Source organism: Shewanella sp. SM68 (assembly GCF_025653925.1).
In the GTDB taxonomy this organism is placed as follows: domain Bacteria; phylum Pseudomonadota; class Gammaproteobacteria; order Enterobacterales; family Shewanellaceae; genus Shewanella; species Shewanella oncorhynchi.
Window position 1 is genome coordinate 241,946 of sequence record NZ_JAKKRU010000005.1, and the last position, 17,030, is coordinate 258,975.

Sequence of the window (17,030 nt, forward strand, 5' to 3'; positions counted from 1 at the left end):
TTGAATGCTTTAATCAAAATCAAAGTCGTGGGGCTTCACCCCACACCCGACCAAGGAGGACTGCTCGTCCTATCAAAAACGTCCATGTTAAATAGCCAGCTCGATATCCATATCTCGCGTTCAAAGCGGCCGTAGGCCTTCGCCCTTGGATGCTCCAAGACGCCCCCAACGGAGTTGAAAGCCCCTTGTGCTCATTGCCAAATTTGCTATCGCTTCCGAAGGATGCGTTTTACATCCATGTAAAGCCCTCCAGTTCGGCAGTCCTAGCCTCTCGCTCATAAGCGCGAAAATCACCGATGTTCATTCGCCCCTGCACCTGCGAAAGCTAGTCGGTCATCCATGACCGAACTCACGCACTCTTTATTAAATCAAGAGCTCTATTCGCCCTGCTGCAACTCCGAGTGGAGGTGTATTCCTTGGAGTTTTGAGTCGTTAGATAGCGATTGATCAGCAAAAAATAAGCGCGAAAAATGAGAAAGCTAAAACGATATCAAGTGATTACCCATCAAACTGTATAAAAAACCGCTACCGCAAAAAAGCAAATTCCTATAGCATCATTTATACCCATTTACATGGATGTGGCAGTGGCCATATTTGAGATTTAGTCAACAAGCGATTTATGCCCTGCAAACAGCGCAGCGCATAAATACTAAGACGTTAACTGCTACCTAGAATTGAGATTATGCGCGTAAAACTAAAAAAGATAGCCGACAATTTGAGCGATGAAGAACATTCATCTATCGCGGATGAAATACGCCAAGGAAAAATCGATGGTATATCTCTATCATACTTAGGTGGTGCTTTTGGTCCTACATGGTCTGCGGGTAACGATTACAGTTTAGATTTCCTGAAACACTATTCGGGCATTAGAGCTTTAGAGATTTTTCTTCCTGCGCTAACAAGTATTGATGCTATTGCTGAGCATGTAAACGAAATAGAGTTTTTGAGTCTGGGAGAGCTTAATAAAAAAACTGTATCTTTAAGGCCTCTATCAGATCTGAATAAGTTAAATTCTCTGAGTTTGGTCAAAAATAAGAAAGATATCGATTCTATAGCTACGCTCACTAGCCTTAGAGACCTAACCCTTTCAGGGTATCAAGAAAAACAAATAGAGCATGTTGCTAGTCTGAGTAATTTAGAAAGTTTATATTTGGGTTTCGGCACATTTGAAGACCTAAATGCTATTAAAGGATTATCTAAGTTAACAAGCCTAGAAATACTTTGGGTAAAGAAATTACACGACCTAAGTGCCCTGGAAAACCTGACATCTCTTGAGATATTGCATTTAAGTACTCTAAAGCAAGTTACATCCATTCCAGATGTTTCCAATCTAAAGCACCTTAAGAGCTTGGTCATGGATACCATGAATGGACTTTCCTCTTTGTCAGGTATTAAAGGCAGCTCAATTAACGAATTGGCTGTAATTAATTCGAAGATAGATCCTGTATTGTTTTCTGAGCTAAATAATAGTTTGCCAGTGCTGCAGCGGCTTGTACTTGGTCTCGGAACTAAAGGGAAAACAAATGAAGCATCTAGTTTCTTTGATGGTTCCGTTATATGCGACACATTTAATGATTTAAAATACAGTACAGCCAGAGGCTATAGAATTGAGTTCTGCAGTTAACAAGGCGCTGCTGTCGGACAAATTTTCCGCTGCGCGGCGTTAGGCATACACAATGAGCCGTAGATACCTTAATCTTCAAGAAGCCGAGTCGGCGCTTAAGCGAGGGAAAGCAGTTGAGTGCTTTCTTGGTGGCTGTGAACGGTATGGCCGTGCTGGTATTCAGTGGCTAAGCGTTCGAGGTCCCAAATCCGAAATAGATGTTTCAGTTTACGAAACTGCTGATTTGGGTGATGAATCATTCCTTAATATTTATGAGTTTGGTCCATTAGATCCAGACCTAGAGCTAGAGGATGCCAATGAGGTCAAATCATTCACTTCATTTGGCCAAGCGATAGAGTTTATTGAGCAACGATTCGCAGGATCATCTGAAAGGTTATTGAACGAGTTTATGATTCAAGATGAATATGCCGACTATATTTCGAGGGGCCGGAAGTAGAAATGCCTAACAATCGCAGGCACAGCGACGGCCTTTTCGTTGCAGCTCCGCCTTCACTACAAAGCCGCGCGTGCTGCGGGCGTTAACTTTATGGAAGAACTATGCACCCTCAAGCACCGCTTAAATTTTGCTATCAGGCCCTTACAAAAAAGGCGGCAAGCTATTATCGCTGGTGGGTTATCGGCACTATGTTACTTGTTCTTGCTGCATTCGTTGGTGTTACAGCTTTTGAAATGGCTGAGTGGTTATTATTTTTTACCTTTGTCCTTGCAGGGATGGTAATGACTATCACAACGCTAAGGCTTTTCTTAGTGAAACTATTTGAAGAGAATGCTGATGCGATTAATCTGTTCTCTAGTTATTTTCCGTCTCTGCTAGGCACCCGTAGATTGGAGTTAGCTTGTAAGATAACAAATTCAGTTTATTACGGAGTGTTTTATCTTTGTTGTTATTTCTTGTTGGCAGCTATTTTTTTGTTACCGCTGTCTTTAGTTGTAGAGTATGCAAAAAGTTAACAAGGCAAGTCAGCATCGCACCTTCGGTGCTGGACTCGCTAACGCTCGCCGCTTGCGGCGTTATGTTCTCAGGGAGAGGTTGTGAATTTGGAGCACTTTTTACGAGCCATGTTTATTGCTATAGCAATATGTTTTGTTCCAATTATGCTGTTTTACTGGAGTAATGAATCTGACTTAATAACAATGGATTTTAAATACTTCTATGAATCAATACATTTTGTTTTAGTGTTCTATTTTATATTCTCAATTATTGGATGGATGTTAATTGGCTTTCCTGTGCATTGGGTGGCAGTAAAGTTCTTTAATCAGAATAAATGGTGTTATTTTTTAGGGATTCTAGCTTTCGGTATTCTGATTTCACTACCTTCTATGAAAATTGAATTGTTTTTGTTTTATGCAGGTATTTCGGGATTACAAGCAATCTTATTTTTGTGGTGGTTAGCAAGAGAACATAATAAGTTGCTTAAACGGACGTAAAACAGTTGGCTTGCGTTTGTAAGGTGATAACCCATAGAAATTTTAATCCGAACTCCACGAATTAGAGTAAAAAAACTAGCTCACTTTTGTACAAATGTGAGTTATAACATTCTGTGGAAATGACTATTCATGTAACATTATTCAGTCGGTTTTAATTCGCGAAATAAAAAGAGCATTAAGGATGAACTTAATGCTCTTTTTTATGGATAAATGCCTGCTCAAACTGTATTGCGGTAATGGGTTTACCGTAGAGGTAGCCTTGGCCTAAGTCGCATTCCTCGTGGCGAATAAAGGCATCTTGTTCTAGGGTTTCTACGCCTTCGGCGATCACTTCCAAGTCCAGTTTCTTACCAATGGCAATAATTGCCTTTGTTAACTCTCTATTTTGTTCGTTTTCTTCGAGTTTACTAATAAAGCAGCGATCGATTTTTAAGGTGTCGAAAGAGTATTTTTGTAAATAACTTAAGGATGAGTAGCCTGTGCCAAAATCATCTAGGGAGATGCGGATACCGAGTTCTTGTAGTTTTTGGATGACATTGTGGGCAATGTGCTCATCCTGCATCAGCATGCCTTCGGTAATTTCAAGTTCTAAGGCGGTGGGGGGCAATTGATAGAGGGTGAGTAAGTCGGCTATGTGTTCGCTAAAGCGGGGATTGCGCATTTGCAAAGGGGAAATATTGATGGCGATTTTAAACTCTTGGCCTACCTCGCGACACCATTTTGCCGCCTGAGACAGCGCGGTATGCAATACAAAATTGCCAATATCGATAATCTGGCCATTACGTTCAGCTAAGGCGATGAATCTGTCTGGGGCGACATTGCCAAGGATGGGATTATGCCAGCGCAGCAGGGCTTCGGCACCAATCACTTGCTTCGTCTTTAAGTTAATAAAGGGTTGGTAATGCAGGCTTAACTCGTTCTTGTTCAGTGCATCGACCAAGTGGGATTCCAGTTGATAGCGTAGGTTTAAAGCGGCTTGCGTATCTTGATTAAAGAAGCTGTGAGTTGAGCCATCAGCCTTGCTGATCGTCATGGCCGCTCCGGCTTTTTGCAGCAGGATGGCGGCATCGATACCATCCATAGGCGCTTGTGCTATGCCCATGCTCGAGGGAATCGTGATTACAAAATCAGCCACACCAAAGGGCGTGTTACAGCAGTTAAGCACTTTATTGATGAGTTTATTGGTTTCGTTATTCGAAGGTTTGTGGGCTTGAATAATCACAAATTCGGCGCCAGCGATGCGGGCGATAAAGGTGTTTTCATCGGTATAGTGCTGTAAACGTTGGCTGAGAATAGTGAGAATTTTATCGCCAATCAGGTAACCATAACTGTCGTTGATGGATTTGAAATTGCGCAGCCCAAGATAGAGTACTGAAATTTTTTCTTTGCGATTAACTTCTTCGAGCATGATCGACAGACTATTAATCAAATTGATGCGGTTGGGTAATCCCGTGAGCGGATCGTAGCTTTTATGGTATTCCAGTGAGGTTTCGGTGGAGGTGCGGTTTTCGATTTCTTTGATGAGCTTGCCGCTAAGTTCGGCGAGTTCATGGGTGCGCTGTTGTACTTTTTGCTCTAGCTGCTGATTGTGCAGTTGTAGCTTAGCCTGTTGATAAAGGGTGACTAGGTTAGCTTCGATACCATTTTGAAACCGAGCGAGTAAGCTGCGAAAAGATTGGGGGTAATTATGCTCTTGGCTATCGAGCATGCAGATAGTGCCAAAGGCACTGCTATCTGGCCAACGTAAAGGTAAACCACAGTATGCGATCATGCCGAGTTTAATGTCAGGATTTTTGTCCCAGTTTTTATCCTTTAGGGCGTTAGGAATGTGGAGTTCCTTACCTTCTTTGATCACTGTTTCGCAGTAAAGCCCGTGGCCTAAACTGTCTTTATCATGTTTTTTATAGGGATTACCTTGGGTGCGGCTCGAGGTAAAGACCTCAATATCGGTTTGATGGACACGCATGATCAAAGCGGCGGGGGTGTCGACTAATTCAGAGAGCAAATCTAAGGTTTGTTGCCAGTTATAAACCATTTCTTGGGGAACAACGATTTTGTCTGTGTCGATCGCAATGTCGGCAAATAAACGATCTTTTTGAGACTGGTTAATGGCGAGGTTGTATGGCATGAATGCTCAGTCCTAGAGGCGCGATACTATTCATAAACTATAGTCTTTTTACTCATGATGTGAGTCTTTTCGGTAAATTTAGTTACTGCAAAATCTCGGTTCTATCTTAAATGCTGCGCTGTTAGATCTCTTAAGTGTTAGGTAAGAATTCAACGGTACTCTAGCACTAAATGTTCTGATTTTTGGATTTATTAGTGAATAACTATCTGAAAGATAAAGTTATGATGACATTTATGGATTTCGCTAAGGGGCATTTAATTACGCCGCTTTTAGTGTTTGCAGTGATCATAGTGGGGCTTGAATGGACTCACGCTGATATGAAAGTCGCGACTTTGTTATTTCATTGGCAAGGGGGCATCGACTCTTGGCCATTGAGAGGATATTGGTTGACCGAAGATTTACTGCATGTCACTGGGCGTAACTTTGTCATCTTGCTGGCGGTGAGTGTCGTAGTCGGCATTGCCTTTAGTTTTCGAAGTGACAGGGTAAAACCGTACCGCAAGGGCCTGATTTACCTATTTAGTAGCGTATTGGCGAGTGTGTTGCTGGTCCGAATTGGCAAAAGCATTACTCACATGACCTGCCCGTGGGATGTGATTGAGTTTGGCGGCCAGATGATACATTCATCCTTGTTTTCTCGTTTACCTAAAAGTGCTGAGTTTGGTCAATGTTTCCCTGGTGGCCATGCCAGCGGTGGGTTTGCTTGGGTTGCCTTGTATTACGTGCTGCGTGAGTATCGCCCGCATTTAGCTAAGTTTGGATTAATCTTTGGTTTGAGTTTGGGCCTAGTATTTGGCATTGGCCAAGAGTTACGCGGCGCCCACTTCTTGAGTCATGATTTATGGAGTTTAGCCATAGCATGGACGTCCGCTAGCTTACTCTACTATGCGTTTTTTCTGCGCTCGCCTGCGTTTAGAAAGTCTAAATTGGTCGCTTTGGGTCAAATGTTCAAGGTTACAAGTAGTGGAATACCGCAAAAATAACGAGCTGCGAAGCTAACGCCCTGAGTCCTTATTGGGTTCAGTGTTTTTTATGGCTTAAAATCTAAATTCGAAGCGCATATCAGGTCTGCGTAGGCGAGATCTTTCATCTAACAGTTGGTTTTTTTCGTTGAGTAGGCTGTTTTTCTGTTTCAATAAGTCAGCCTTGTCGGTGAGATTATTGATCTTGCCATCAAGACTGCTTATTTCCCTCTCTATGGTATTTAAGCGATCGGCAATCTCAGTTAAACGTTTGTTGGTCAGGTATTGTTGATGGCCTTGGTTATAGCGCTCAACAAACTGGTTATTACTGCAAACCCCATAATAACTTTCTCCCGCTAAGCCTACGCGGTAGCCATTTTCTGGCACGCAGTAACTGGCTAACCCTTGCTGGTATCCTTGTTTCCATTGAGCGGTATTGACAGTGAGATTAAATTCACGACAATCTTTTTGATATTGATTTAATTGCCCAGAACTTGTCCCACGGTTGCCATCGGCAAGCCCAAGGGCAAACCAATCACTATTGGCGCATTCTTCAATCGATAAGCTGCTGCATTGAGTCAGGGATAGGACTGAAAGTGCGAGGAAAATGCTGGGATAGTGCATGGATAAGTTCTCTATATGTTGTGGCGTTTAGGATAAAGGCTCTTATGGGGGAGATCTAGCTATATATACCGCTATTTATACTGTAATAGATGCGTTTTGTTGGGCAAAATCCATCACAGTTTAGCGTATGAATGCATGATAACCAGCTGATATTGTGTTAGTTTGCGGTTAACACTTTAAATGTCTGCTTTGGTGCTCGCTATGATTTCACATATTTCATCTGCGTATTCTGCTTCATTACCGGCAGTTAAGTCGTCTCATCAATCCCTTGATACTGCCGAGCCAAGCGGACTTAAATCCTTTACCTATGGTGCATTAGGGCTGGCGGCTCCCAAAGCTGAGGTCAGTTTTGATGGCACTGCAGCGAGTAAAATACCTGAGCCTAGTGCGGATGATGTAGATGACGTTAAGAGTTCAAACGACACCTATTACAGTGCAGGCCAAATATTGAAAGCGGCGGCGACCGTGGGCAGTGTGATTGCCTTGTTTGTTTGAGTTAAGTTCCTGCAGCAATTTAGCTCTGGGTATTATTTCAACTGGCTTGGATTGGCATATTCGCCGCGGAATATGGCTTGTCGTTTTGAGTCTGGTTTTATTTGGGTGAGCATAAAAGAATATTCTTTTAGTTAAAGCGGTATTTTCAGTCTCTTTCTTTGCCAAAGCGCTGAGTAAATCTGGTATTGTGTTTAACACGCAAGTGCATTAGTTTTTACTTAAAATTCGTTTAACAATCCTAAACTATATTCATCAAACTTCCGCTGGAGACCGCTTTTGTATGAAGATTTGCCCGCAGTATTCCATATCATGCCTAAGTAAGGTATAAGGGCGCTATGAAAACTCCGAAACGAATCCAACCCCTGGTTGATGAAGGACTGGTCGATGAGGTCATTAGCCAGTTAATGAGCGGTAAAGAAGCGACTGTGTACGTTGTACGCAGTGGTGATGATATCCGCTGTGCCAAAGTCTATAAAGAAGCGGACAAGCGCAGTTTTAAGCAAGCTGTGTTATATCAAGAAGGCCGAAAAGTCCGTAACAGTCGTCGCGCACGTGCGATGGAAAAAGGGTCTAAATTTGGCCGCGATCAGCAGGAAGAAGCTTGGCAAAATGCTGAAGTTGAAGCACTTTACCGTTTAGCGAATGCGGGTGTGCGTGTGCCAACGCCTTATGGTTGTTTCGATGGCGTGTTGCTGATGGAGTTAGTGACGGATGCCGAGGGCAATGTCGCGCCGAGATTAAACGATGTCAGTATGTCGGCAGAAAAAGCCTTGAAGGATCATGCGTTGGTGATGACCTATGTTAAACGTATGCTCTGTGCGGGGTTAGTGCACGGTGACTTGTCTGAGTTTAACGTGTTAGTTGATAGTGAAGGGCCAGTGATTATCGACTTACCTCAGGCCGTCGATGCCGCTGCAAATAACCATGCTAAATGGATGTTAGCGCGTGATGTGAATAACATGACTCAATACTATGGTTTGTATGCTCCTGAGCTGTTAAAAACACAATACGCCAAAGAAATTTGGGCCCTGTTTGAAGCCGGTGAATTGAAGCCTGAAACACCATTAACGGGTGAGTTTACCGAAGTGCTGGTCGAAGCCGATGTTAGTGCGGTCTTGGAAGAAATCCAAGCAGCCTTTGAAGAGGCACAAGAGCGTAAGCAGCGGATCCAAGAGGCAAACGAAGAAGACTATTAATCGTCAGTCGTTGTTTTTCACCCATAAAAAAGACGCTCAAAGTAGCGTCTTTTTTATCCTAAAAATTAAGTGGAATTATTATTTTTATTGTTGATTTTATTATTGTTATTTAATTTTTGGCGTTAGCCAATCCTTGGCTTAATCCCCGATGGAAGCTGGGGCCATCCTTGTTGCTACAAACAAGCTAGCAATCATCGAACAGTGTGATAAAAGGACAAGAGTTGAGAGAGAAATATGTTCATGACTTGGGGGAGCACAATTCACATATTTAATCTTTGGGGAAGATAACTCCCTCAATCCTTGCCGAAACCTTGGTCACTCTTCAGTCAATCTATGTAATACCAATCAAGGCCTTCCTTGGCGCACTACACTCATTGCAGTGCTGGATCATCATTGATCCTGTGAATAAAATGACAAGGCCAGAGAGAGAAATATGTTCATGACTTGGGGGAGCACAATTCACATATTTGATCTTGGGGGAGATAACTCCCTCCCTAGTCTTGCCGAAACTTTTGCATTGTCCCTATCCGTTTATTGCTGTTAATACTATTTCCCAATCTTCGCTGGGTTCATCAATTTGGACGACAAGGCCGGACTAAAAAGGGCGCTGTTATTATTGTTGTTAGCACATCTTTTACATCGTTAGCGTTATCAGCAGGGCGATATGCAATCTCGTCCGGCCTTGTCTATTCGGGCACGTTTAGCTTGTTGTACAGGCACTCAATTGCCATGCAGCACTTAACCTATCGTGCGTAGCTCATGATTGAGCTGTTTAATTCTTTTCTGTAGCTGGGCAATCTCACTCATTAATGCGCATTCTCTTTGCTGGGGTTGCAGATCGCTTTCTCGCACCCATTGGTAGACTGCCTTGGCAGATAAACCGTATTGACGTGCAACATCCGACAGTAAGCGACCTTGTACTTTAACCTCGGTGATAACATGTAGCTTGAGACTATTTTCTGCGATTCCCATGAGCGTTCCCTCTTTTACTGCCTTCGAACCAAAATATGACCGTTTGCGTTGCCTTTTATTGATGATAGTGACGCTGTTCTAAATCCCACTGGCTCAGACCTAGATGGCGCAGACAAATCCATTCGTGGCGACATAGTGCGATAAAGTTCATGACCTTTTTCATACTTCCTCCTTCATGACCCTAAATACTCGAGCCCATTTTCTGTCTCGATAGGTCCATTTAATTTGGATTAATCCTGTTGAAGTCGACTTGAGTTTTCGGCGATTTCTACCGCGTCTGACTGTCTACTCACTTAGTAGTATGTAAAATTCGTGCCAATATTCTAATTTTTATTTTAACCTTTTAAATCATTGGATTGCGCCTTCGATTAAAACGGCGTTATTTTTTAGTGCTGCCAATAAAGGTGCAAGGTGCACTATTTCGGTGCCATAGACTTGATATTAAATTGGCTGGTACAAGCCATCATTGAAACCCGAAATCTGTATCTTTGCTGACTAAAATCTGGATTAGCATAATTGAAGATGGATAAAGGATTGTCTCCAGCGCAATTGCTTATATACTGCCTGCTTTGTGGCAATCCCTAGGTCATTCGTATTACCTAATGGACGTGATATTTCTTGCCCTTTTGAGCGGTATTCACAGTCATCAATCATATAAAGAGGTTATAAATGATGAAGTGTTTTCAGGCAGTGCAATCTAAACCATCCCTGTTAGCCATAGTGGTATTGACGACCGCGCTAGTTGCATCGGGTTGTACAACAATCAATCCCTATTCAAACGAAGAACAAACCGCTAAAGCGACCAGTGGCGCATTGATTGGTGCCGTCGCGGGTGCCGCAATTGGGGTGGTATCTTCGAGCAAGAGCGACCGCGGTAAAGGTGCCTTAATTGGTGCTGCATCGGGCGCTGCAGTCGGTGGTGGTATTGGTTATTACATGGATGTGCAAGAGACTAAATTACGCCAACAATTAGCCTCAACGGGCGTGAGTGTGACCCGTAACGGCGATAACATCATTTTGAATATGCCTAATGAAGTGACCTTCGGCGTAGATCAAACCGAGTTAAGCGACGGTGCTAAACGCGTGCTGAATTCAGTGGCGGTTGTGGCCAAGGAATACAGCAAAACGCAGCTCAACATATTAGGTTATACCGACAGCAGTGGTTCAGACTCTTACAATTTACGTCTGTCACAGGTCCGTGCTAGCGAAGTGGGTAATTACTTGATGAATAAAGGCGTTGCCTCTGCCCGTGTAAAATCAAAAGGTATGGGTGAAGCGAGTCCTATTGCATCAAATGCCAATGCAAATGGCCGAGCACAAAACCGCCGCGTTGAGATCGTACTAATACCAACGGGTAAATAGTCTGGTCTAAGCACAAAGTTCTCGCTGAAAAAGTCGCCAGGGGCGACTTTTTTGTTTTCAGTGGTGGGCTAATTGAGTGATTAGCTTGCCGTGCTTCAATTAGACAATTTGTCCTTTATGAAGCGCACCTTGAGTGACCTGCACCACAAACATATCACTGCTAATTACCTTGGGATGAGTTCAGCTTGATCCCTTTATTGATTTCACGTTCTGTATGGGAATAAGTCACAAGAATGACTTTTAGTGCCTAAAGGAGAATATGACTATGATAAGCAAAAATGTGTTAGTAGCCTTGAGTTTAAGCCCTGTCATCATGGTGACTGCTGTACAAGGAGTGCCGATGAAAGCCGAAGTGACCACAGGAGCCGCGCCGATAGAACTGCGCGCCGCAGGCAGTTTAAAGGCTGCGATGAGTGATATTATTGCTGCTTATCAAGCACAGTCGCAAATGAGTGTTGTAGCGCAATATGCGCCCTCAGGTTTATTGTTAAAACGTATTCAAGAGGGTGAAAAAGTCGATATCTTTGCCTCGGCGAATATGAAACATCCACAGGCATTAGTGGATTCGGGTCAGGGCGAAGCGGTGCAAATGTTTGCCCGTAATCAACTCTGCGCTGTTGCTCAAGACACAGTTCAGGTGACGAGTTCGACGTTACTCGATACCTTGTTAGATCCTAAGATTAAAGTCGGCACCTCAACCCCGAAAGCCGACCCCGCGGGTGATTATGCCTGGGCCGTTTTTGCTAAGGCCGAAGCGGTAAAACCCAATGCGAAAGCCGCGTTAGAGACCAAGGCATTACAACTGACGGGCGGCCCTGAGAGCGTTAAACCGCCTAAAGATCGCAACCCCTATGGCTGGGTGATGGAAAACAAGCAAGCGGATATCTTTTTAACCTATTGCACTAATGCTGTGCTGGCTAAAAAAGAAGTGCCGAGTTTACAAATCATCGATTTACCGCAGGAACTCGCCGTGGGTGCCGACTATGGTTTACTGGTTTTACAAGGCGCTAATACTGCCGCTACGCCGTTAGCTGAGTTTATTCTATCGACAAAAGGCCAAGCGATTCTGAGCAGTTATGGTTTTCAACCTCCGGCAAAATAGCCTTCTTTAGTTTTCCAGCGGGATAAAAAACGGCACCTTTGAGGTGCCGTTTTTGTTATTAGCTCAAACTGTTAAAGCGTTAGTTCATCAGGTAGAGCGTCGCTAACCCGAGGAAGGCGAACAGGCCAACCACGTCAGTGACTGTGGTGAGCACCATACCGCCAGCGAGGGCAGGATCGATTTTAAGTCTTTTTAAAATCAATGGAATACTCGCACCTGCAAGCCCAGCTACTGTCATGTTGATCAGCATGGCGCTACCAATTAATCCCGCCAGTGCCATATCATCCTTCCATAGCCACACGGCGACAAAGACTAAAATCGACCACATCAAGCCATTGAGAAAACCAATCGATAGCTCTTTACCGATAAGCCAGCGGGCGTTGCTTTGGCCGATATGGCCTAAAGCAATACCACGGATCACGAGCGCTAAGGTCTGATTACCGGCAACACCGCCCATGCTAGGGACAATCGTCATTAGGATGGCGATAGTGGCAAATTGCTCAATAGTGCCTTCAAACATATTGCTGACCGACGAGGCGAGCAGGGCGGCGAATAAGTTAATCGTGAGCCAGAGCGAGCGACGTAGGGTACTTTTTAGCACAGGACCAAAGGTATCTTCATCTCCGTCCATCCCCGCCATACCCATCATGGAATGTTCAGCATCTTCGCGGATAACATCGACTACGTCATCGATTGTGATACGTCCGAGCAGCTTACCATCACAGTCGACGACAGGTGCCGATACCCAGTCATTGCGTTCGAATTTCTGCGCGACTTCGCTGTCGGACATGCTCACCGGAATACTTTGAATATTGGGATCCATGATATTGCGAATTGTGGTGCTTGGCGCGCAAGTCAGCAGATCTGCCAGCCTAACACCGCCAAGGACTTTGTCCTGTTTGTCGACCACATATAAGGTATCTGTGGTGTCGGGTAGGTTGCCCCTTTGCCGAAGATAGCGCAGCACCACATCGATATTCACATCGGGTCTTAAGGTGACTGTATCTGTATTCATCAAGCTGCCGGCGGTCTCATCTGGATAAGATAGGGCTTGTTCTACCCTCAGGCGATTTTGTTCCGTCATCGACTGCAACACTTGTTTGTAAACGGCGTCGGGAAGACTTCGCAGAATATAGGCGAGATCGTCGGTGTCCATGCTTGCTGTCGCTTTCGCGACTCGCTCAGGGCTCATGCTGCGGATCAGTGGGTCTTTGAGTTCTTCACTCAACTCATCGAGTATGTCGCCTATTTGTTCTTGATCGATGAGCTGCCACAGTACTTGTCTGGCACTTGGCGGTGATGATTCTAAGATCAGCGCGATATCTGAGGCGGCCATTTTTTGCAGCATATTACGCACGTGTACGAACATGCCGCTGCTAAGCGCTTGGTTTAACTGGTCAAGACTATGTCCGGTGTGATCGTTTTCTGCATTATCTACGGGCATTTGTCCTCCATTGTGCGGCAAATTGGTTTGAGATCTTAGTGTTGGGCTAGGATTTAGCGGTGACTAAGCGTCAGTCGATGACATAGATTAAGACGGCTAAGGTAAGGTTAAGGCCAGCGCCAGCGCAATGACCGCTAGTGTAATCGCCTGTGGCTTGTATCGTCGAGCGACAAATGTTTTGCCATGTGTGAATGGCAAGTTTTTTAAACTAGACATGAAGTGAAACTAACGATGAAGTGCTTAGTGTGAAGTGAAACTAACAGGCTTCGTCAAACTTAGCGTCGATTAAGGCACAAATGGCATCGAGAGCCGGCTCTGCATCTGGGCCTTCGGCGATAAGCTTAATGGTTTTACCCATGCCAGTTTCAAGCATCAGCAAGCCAAGCACACTGGCGGCCGATGCTTGTTTATCGCCTTGGATTAAGGTGATGGTCGCATCAAACTCGGAAGCCAGTACCACCAACTTAGTGGCGGCACGGGCATGTAAACCGAGCTTATTACAGATAGTTATCTGACGTTCAAGCTTTGGCATTGTTGAGCTCTCGATGACGGGCATACACTTTATGTTTACCGTTACTAAAGCGTTTTGCCAATTGCTCTGCGACGTAAACCGATCTGTGCTGTCCACCTGTGCAGCCAATGGCTACCGTTAAATAACTGCGATTGTTACGCTCGAGGTGTGGCAGCCAAGTCTCCAGTAAATTTTCGATTTGCCAGATGAACTTATTGACCAGTGGTTGGCGATTTAAGAACTCAGCTACGGGTTCATCTAAGCCAGTCAATGGCCGCAGCGCCAACTCCCAGTGGGGATTGGGCAGGAAGCGCACATCGAACATAAAGTCGGCTTCGGTGGGCATTCCGTGCTTAAAGCCAAAGGACTCGAAGTTGATCACGAGTTCTTTATCGACACTACCAAGGAGAATTTGTCTGACTTGGTCACTTAAATCATAGATATTCAAATTCGACGTATCTATGTAGTGATCGACCAGTTTTGACATAGGCTCGAGCAGTTTTCCCTCCAGCTTTATCGCTTCTTGCAAAGAGACTCGGCTCTTCGACAAAGGATGCAAACGGCGGGTTTCGCTGTAACGCTTAAGCAGAATTTTATCGCTGGAGTTAAGGAAGAAGCTCGTTAACTCAGTATCTGGAGGTAGGCTAGCGAGTTGTTTCACTAAGACCTTATCCTGCTCAGGCATGTTACGCACGTCGACACTGATGGCGACGAGATCGTTACTGCCTTTGAGTTGCTCAAGCAAACTGCCAATCAATGGCAAGGGAAGGTTATCGACACAATAATAGCCGAGATCTTCGAGTACCCTAAGGGCGACAGATTTGCCTGAGCCTGAGCGGCCCGACACTATGACCAGTTTCATCCAGTGATTACCTGATAGAGTTCCGTTTCATCATGCGTCTTGCGTAATTGCTTTAATATTTGCTTGTCGCTCAGCTTTTCGGCCATGCAAGACAAGGTACTTAAGTGCTGCTGACATTGGTCTGCAGGCACCAGTAGTGCAAATAAAATATCAACAGGTTGCTTATCGATAGCATCAAATGCTATCGGCTCTTCACACTTAATTAGTATGGCAATGGGCTGATCTATATCGGCTAGTCGACCATGTGGAATGGCGATGCCGTTACCTATACCTGTGCTCCCCATCTTTTCGCGCGCCACTAGGCTTTCGAATATCTCTTGAGATGAGAGGGTCGGGTACTGGGCAGCGACTAAGTCGCTGATGAGTTCCAGTACCTTTTTCTTGCTGCCCGGAGTGGCGCAGGTAGTGCACTCCGGCCGCAGTATGGTACAAAGTTCCATTATTAGTGTTTTGTTAACTTCTCTTTGTGTTTAATAACCTGACGGTCAAGCTTGTCAATCAGGGCGTCTATAGCGGCATACATGTCAGCATGCTCTGAAGTAGCAAAAACTTCACCACCTATGAGGTTTATTCTCGCTTCAGCAATCTGTTGCATTTTCTCAACATTGAGCACAACGTGCACATTATTGATCTGTTCGAAATGGCGTTCAAGTTTTGAAAACTTTTCTTCTACATATGCACGTAACGATTCGGTAATTTCGACATGGTGTCCACTTAGGTTTATTTGCATAGAAACGTCCTCCGATATCCACTGTAGGTTATAAACTTTTACGCTGATTAGAAGGTGGAATAAGCATAGCCTCTCGGTACTTCGCAATGGTTCTGCGGGCTACGTTGATCCCTTGTTCTGCCAGAAGTTGTGCCATCTTACTATCGCTTAATGGTTTTTTCTGGTTTTCCGCTGCAACCAGTTTCTTTATAAAGGCTCTGATTGCTGTGGATGAGCACTCACCACCATCGTCAGTACCGACGTGGCTAGAGAAGAAGTATTTTAGTTCAAAAAGTCCCTTAGGGGTATGCATGTATTTTTGAGTTGTGACCCGTGAGATGGTGGACTCATGCATTTCTACCGCTTCGGCAATATCGTTAAGCACCATAGGCTTCATGGCTTCTTCACCATACTCAAAGAAACCTTGCTGATATTGCACTATGCAATTAGCAACTTTAAGCAAAGTATCGTTACGGCTTTCTAAGCTCTTAATAAACCATTTAGCCTCTTGCAGATGGCCGCGAATAAATTGGCTATCGGCTTGGTTTTTGGTACTGCGTGCCATAGAAGCATAATGTTGATTTACATTGATTTTTGGCATGCAGTCAGGATTAAGCTCAACGACCCAGCGGCCATTTTTCTTCGACACAGACACATCTGGGATAACGTATTCGTCATTATTGGGCGTGATCAACAAACCTGGGCGAGGATTGAGGGTTTGGATAAGTGCTATACCATCCCTTAATTCATCTTCTTTTAATTTAGTCTTACGCATCAATAACCTAAAATCACGGGCGGCGATCAGATCTAAATGATCTTTGATCAGCATACGGGCGTTTTCTAGGTTGGGAGTATCAGCGGCGAAATGCGACAGTTGGATCAGCAGGCATTCACTTAAATCGCGGGCGGCAACGCCTATGGGATCAAAATGCTGAATACGCTTGAGTACGGCTTCGACTTCGTCAAGCTCAACTTCAGGATTGCCCATGGCTTCGAGAATTTCTTCAGTGCTTTGGGTGAGATAGCCCTGATCGTCGATGGCATCAATAATGGCGGTGGCAATGGCTAAATCGGTTTCAGAAAACGGCGTGAGGTTTTTTTGCCATTCTAAGTGTTCGTACAAACCTTCACTGGTCTCGCCTTGGAAGGGCATATCGTCTTCACGACTGCCGCCGGGGCCTGAGTTTGGGGAGGCGGTAAACACTTCATCCCATGTGGTGTCCATGGGGAGCTCATCGGGTATGGATTCTTTGGTTAGCGACTCTGCCGTGTCTATGGTGGAGCTGTCTTTTTCTGGTGGCAGAGTGCTAGATTCACTGAAATCCGTATCGGATAGCGTTTGGTTTACAGGGGTTTTAGTGGCGTCGAATTGATCCTCTTCCAGCTCGAGAAGGGGATTAGAATCTAATGCTTGCTGGATCTCTTGCTGCAGTTCTAATGACGACAGTTGCAACAGACGTATGGCCTGTTGTAATTGTGGCGTCATGGTTAACTGTTGACCCAGTTTGAGCTGGAGTGACGCTTTCATGTTACCGCTGATCCCTACGTTATTATTGTTGGATAAGGTCGCTTAATATTATCTTGAGTGAAGCCTAATGGCGGTATAAATTG

18 protein-coding genes are annotated in these 17,030 nt (G+C 44.6%); 9 read left to right on the plus strand and 9 right to left on the minus strand.

Translation table 11 applies throughout. The features are described 5' to 3' along the window. Positions 1–682 precede the first annotated feature (682 nt). From L5M40_RS10805 to L5M40_RS10820, 4 genes are all read left to right on the plus strand, one after another. Positions 683–1,624 (plus strand): hypothetical protein, encoded by a 942-nt coding sequence (locus L5M40_RS10805; protein WP_263256651.1) that lies wholly within the window; start codon positions 683–685, stop codon positions 1,622–1,624. 52 nt (positions 1,625–1,676) lie between these two features. Then, the gene (locus L5M40_RS10810; RefSeq protein ID WP_219253626.1) at positions 1,677–2,060 is read left to right on the plus strand and encodes a hypothetical protein; all 384 of its coding nucleotides are present in this window, start codon (positions 1,677–1,679) and stop codon (positions 2,058–2,060) included. A 101-nt stretch (positions 2,061–2,161) separates the two neighbouring features. Then, a complete protein-coding gene (locus L5M40_RS10815) occupies positions 2,162–2,575 on the plus strand; it encodes a hypothetical protein (RefSeq protein WP_263177672.1) in 414 nt (137 codons plus the stop codon). 81 nt (positions 2,576–2,656) lie between these two features. Further along, positions 2,657–3,052 (plus strand): hypothetical protein, encoded by a 396-nt coding sequence (locus L5M40_RS10820; protein WP_263256652.1) that lies wholly within the window; start codon positions 2,657–2,659, stop codon positions 3,050–3,052. Between the two features lie 187 nt (positions 3,053–3,239). On the opposite strand, the gene L5M40_RS10825 is transcribed toward L5M40_RS10820, so the two are convergent. Beyond that, complete coding sequence (locus tag L5M40_RS10825) at positions 3,240–5,180, minus strand: GGDEF domain-containing protein (protein WP_263256654.1); 1,941 nt, start codon at positions 5,178–5,180, stop codon at positions 3,240–3,242. A 224-nt stretch (positions 5,181–5,404) separates the two neighbouring features. Here L5M40_RS10825 and L5M40_RS10830 point away from each other — a divergent pair, with 224 nt between their 5' ends. Next, complete coding sequence (locus tag L5M40_RS10830; protein WP_263176677.1) at positions 5,405–6,163, plus strand: phosphatase PAP2 family protein; 759 nt, start codon at positions 5,405–5,407, stop codon at positions 6,161–6,163. A gap of 54 nt (positions 6,164–6,217) precedes the next feature. Here the strand turns inward: L5M40_RS10830 and L5M40_RS10835 are convergent, their stop codons facing one another. Next, the gene (locus L5M40_RS10835) at positions 6,218–6,766 is read right to left on the minus strand and encodes a DUF2799 domain-containing protein (protein ID WP_263176648.1); all 549 of its coding nucleotides are present in this window, start codon (positions 6,764–6,766) and stop codon (positions 6,218–6,220) included. Between the two features lie 180 nt (positions 6,767–6,946). On the opposite strand from L5M40_RS10835, the gene L5M40_RS10840 reads away from it, so the two are divergent. Together L5M40_RS10840 and L5M40_RS10845 are read left to right on the plus strand one after the other, a co-directional pair. Continuing rightward, on the plus strand, positions 6,947–7,261 hold the full coding sequence (locus tag L5M40_RS10840) for a hypothetical protein (protein WP_411569011.1): 315 nt from the start codon (positions 6,947–6,949) through the stop codon (positions 7,259–7,261). Between the two features lie 335 nt (positions 7,262–7,596). Then, the gene (locus tag L5M40_RS10845) at positions 7,597–8,457 is read left to right on the plus strand and encodes a PA4780 family RIO1-like protein kinase (protein ID WP_028759534.1); all 861 of its coding nucleotides are present in this window, start codon (positions 7,597–7,599) and stop codon (positions 8,455–8,457) included. A gap of 738 nt (positions 8,458–9,195) precedes the next feature. On the opposite strand, the gene L5M40_RS10850 is transcribed toward L5M40_RS10845, so the two are convergent. Then, a complete protein-coding gene (locus tag L5M40_RS10850) occupies positions 9,196–9,429 on the minus strand; it encodes a transposase (RefSeq protein WP_168825505.1) in 234 nt (77 codons plus the stop codon). Between the two features lie 672 nt (positions 9,430–10,101). Here L5M40_RS10850 and L5M40_RS10855 point away from each other — a divergent pair. Continuing rightward, positions 10,102–10,791 (plus strand): OmpA family protein, encoded by a 690-nt coding sequence (locus L5M40_RS10855; RefSeq protein ID WP_173497922.1) that lies wholly within the window; start codon positions 10,102–10,104, stop codon positions 10,789–10,791. A gap of 265 nt (positions 10,792–11,056) precedes the next feature. Continuing rightward, positions 11,057–11,893: a molybdate ABC transporter substrate-binding protein gene (locus tag L5M40_RS10860; protein WP_131524132.1), complete on the plus strand. Its 837-nt coding sequence runs from the start codon at positions 11,057–11,059 to the stop codon at positions 11,891–11,893. Between the two features lie 79 nt (positions 11,894–11,972). On the opposite strand, the gene mgtE is transcribed toward L5M40_RS10860, so the two are convergent. The 6 genes from mgtE to L5M40_RS10890 all read right to left on the minus strand — a co-directional run bounded on the left by mgtE (position 11,973) and on the right by L5M40_RS10890 (position 16,947). Continuing rightward, positions 11,973–13,337 carry a magnesium transporter gene (gene mgtE / locus L5M40_RS10865; RefSeq protein WP_219250594.1) on the minus strand — a complete coding sequence of 455 codons (1,365 nt, stop codon included), beginning with the start codon at positions 13,335–13,337 and terminating at the stop codon, positions 11,973–11,975. Positions 13,338–13,593: 256 nt separating this feature from the next. Beyond that, on the minus strand, positions 13,594–13,869 hold the full coding sequence (locus L5M40_RS10870; RefSeq protein ID WP_006083073.1) for an HPr family phosphocarrier protein: 276 nt from the start codon (positions 13,867–13,869) through the stop codon (positions 13,594–13,596). Next, positions 13,856–14,710: an RNase adapter RapZ gene (gene rapZ, locus L5M40_RS10875; protein WP_105251390.1), complete on the minus strand. Its 855-nt coding sequence runs from the start codon at positions 14,708–14,710 to the stop codon at positions 13,856–13,858. Before rapZ ends, L5M40_RS10870 begins: the two co-directional genes overlap by 14 nt. Continuing rightward, entirely contained in the window at positions 14,707–15,150 is a 444-nt protein-coding gene (gene ptsN, locus L5M40_RS10880) for a PTS IIA-like nitrogen regulatory protein PtsN (protein ID WP_006083071.1), read from the minus strand. The genes rapZ and ptsN overlap by 4 nt, the downstream gene beginning before the upstream one ends. 2 nt (positions 15,151–15,152) lie before the next feature. After that, positions 15,153–15,440, minus strand: coding sequence for a ribosome hibernation promoting factor (hpf, locus tag L5M40_RS10885; RefSeq protein WP_006083070.1), 288 nt, complete (start codon positions 15,438–15,440; stop codon positions 15,153–15,155). A gap of 28 nt (positions 15,441–15,468) precedes the next feature. Next, positions 15,469–16,947: an RNA polymerase factor sigma-54 gene (locus L5M40_RS10890; protein ID WP_263256657.1), complete on the minus strand. Its 1,479-nt coding sequence runs from the start codon at positions 16,945–16,947 to the stop codon at positions 15,469–15,471. Positions 16,948–17,030 lie beyond the last annotated feature (83 nt).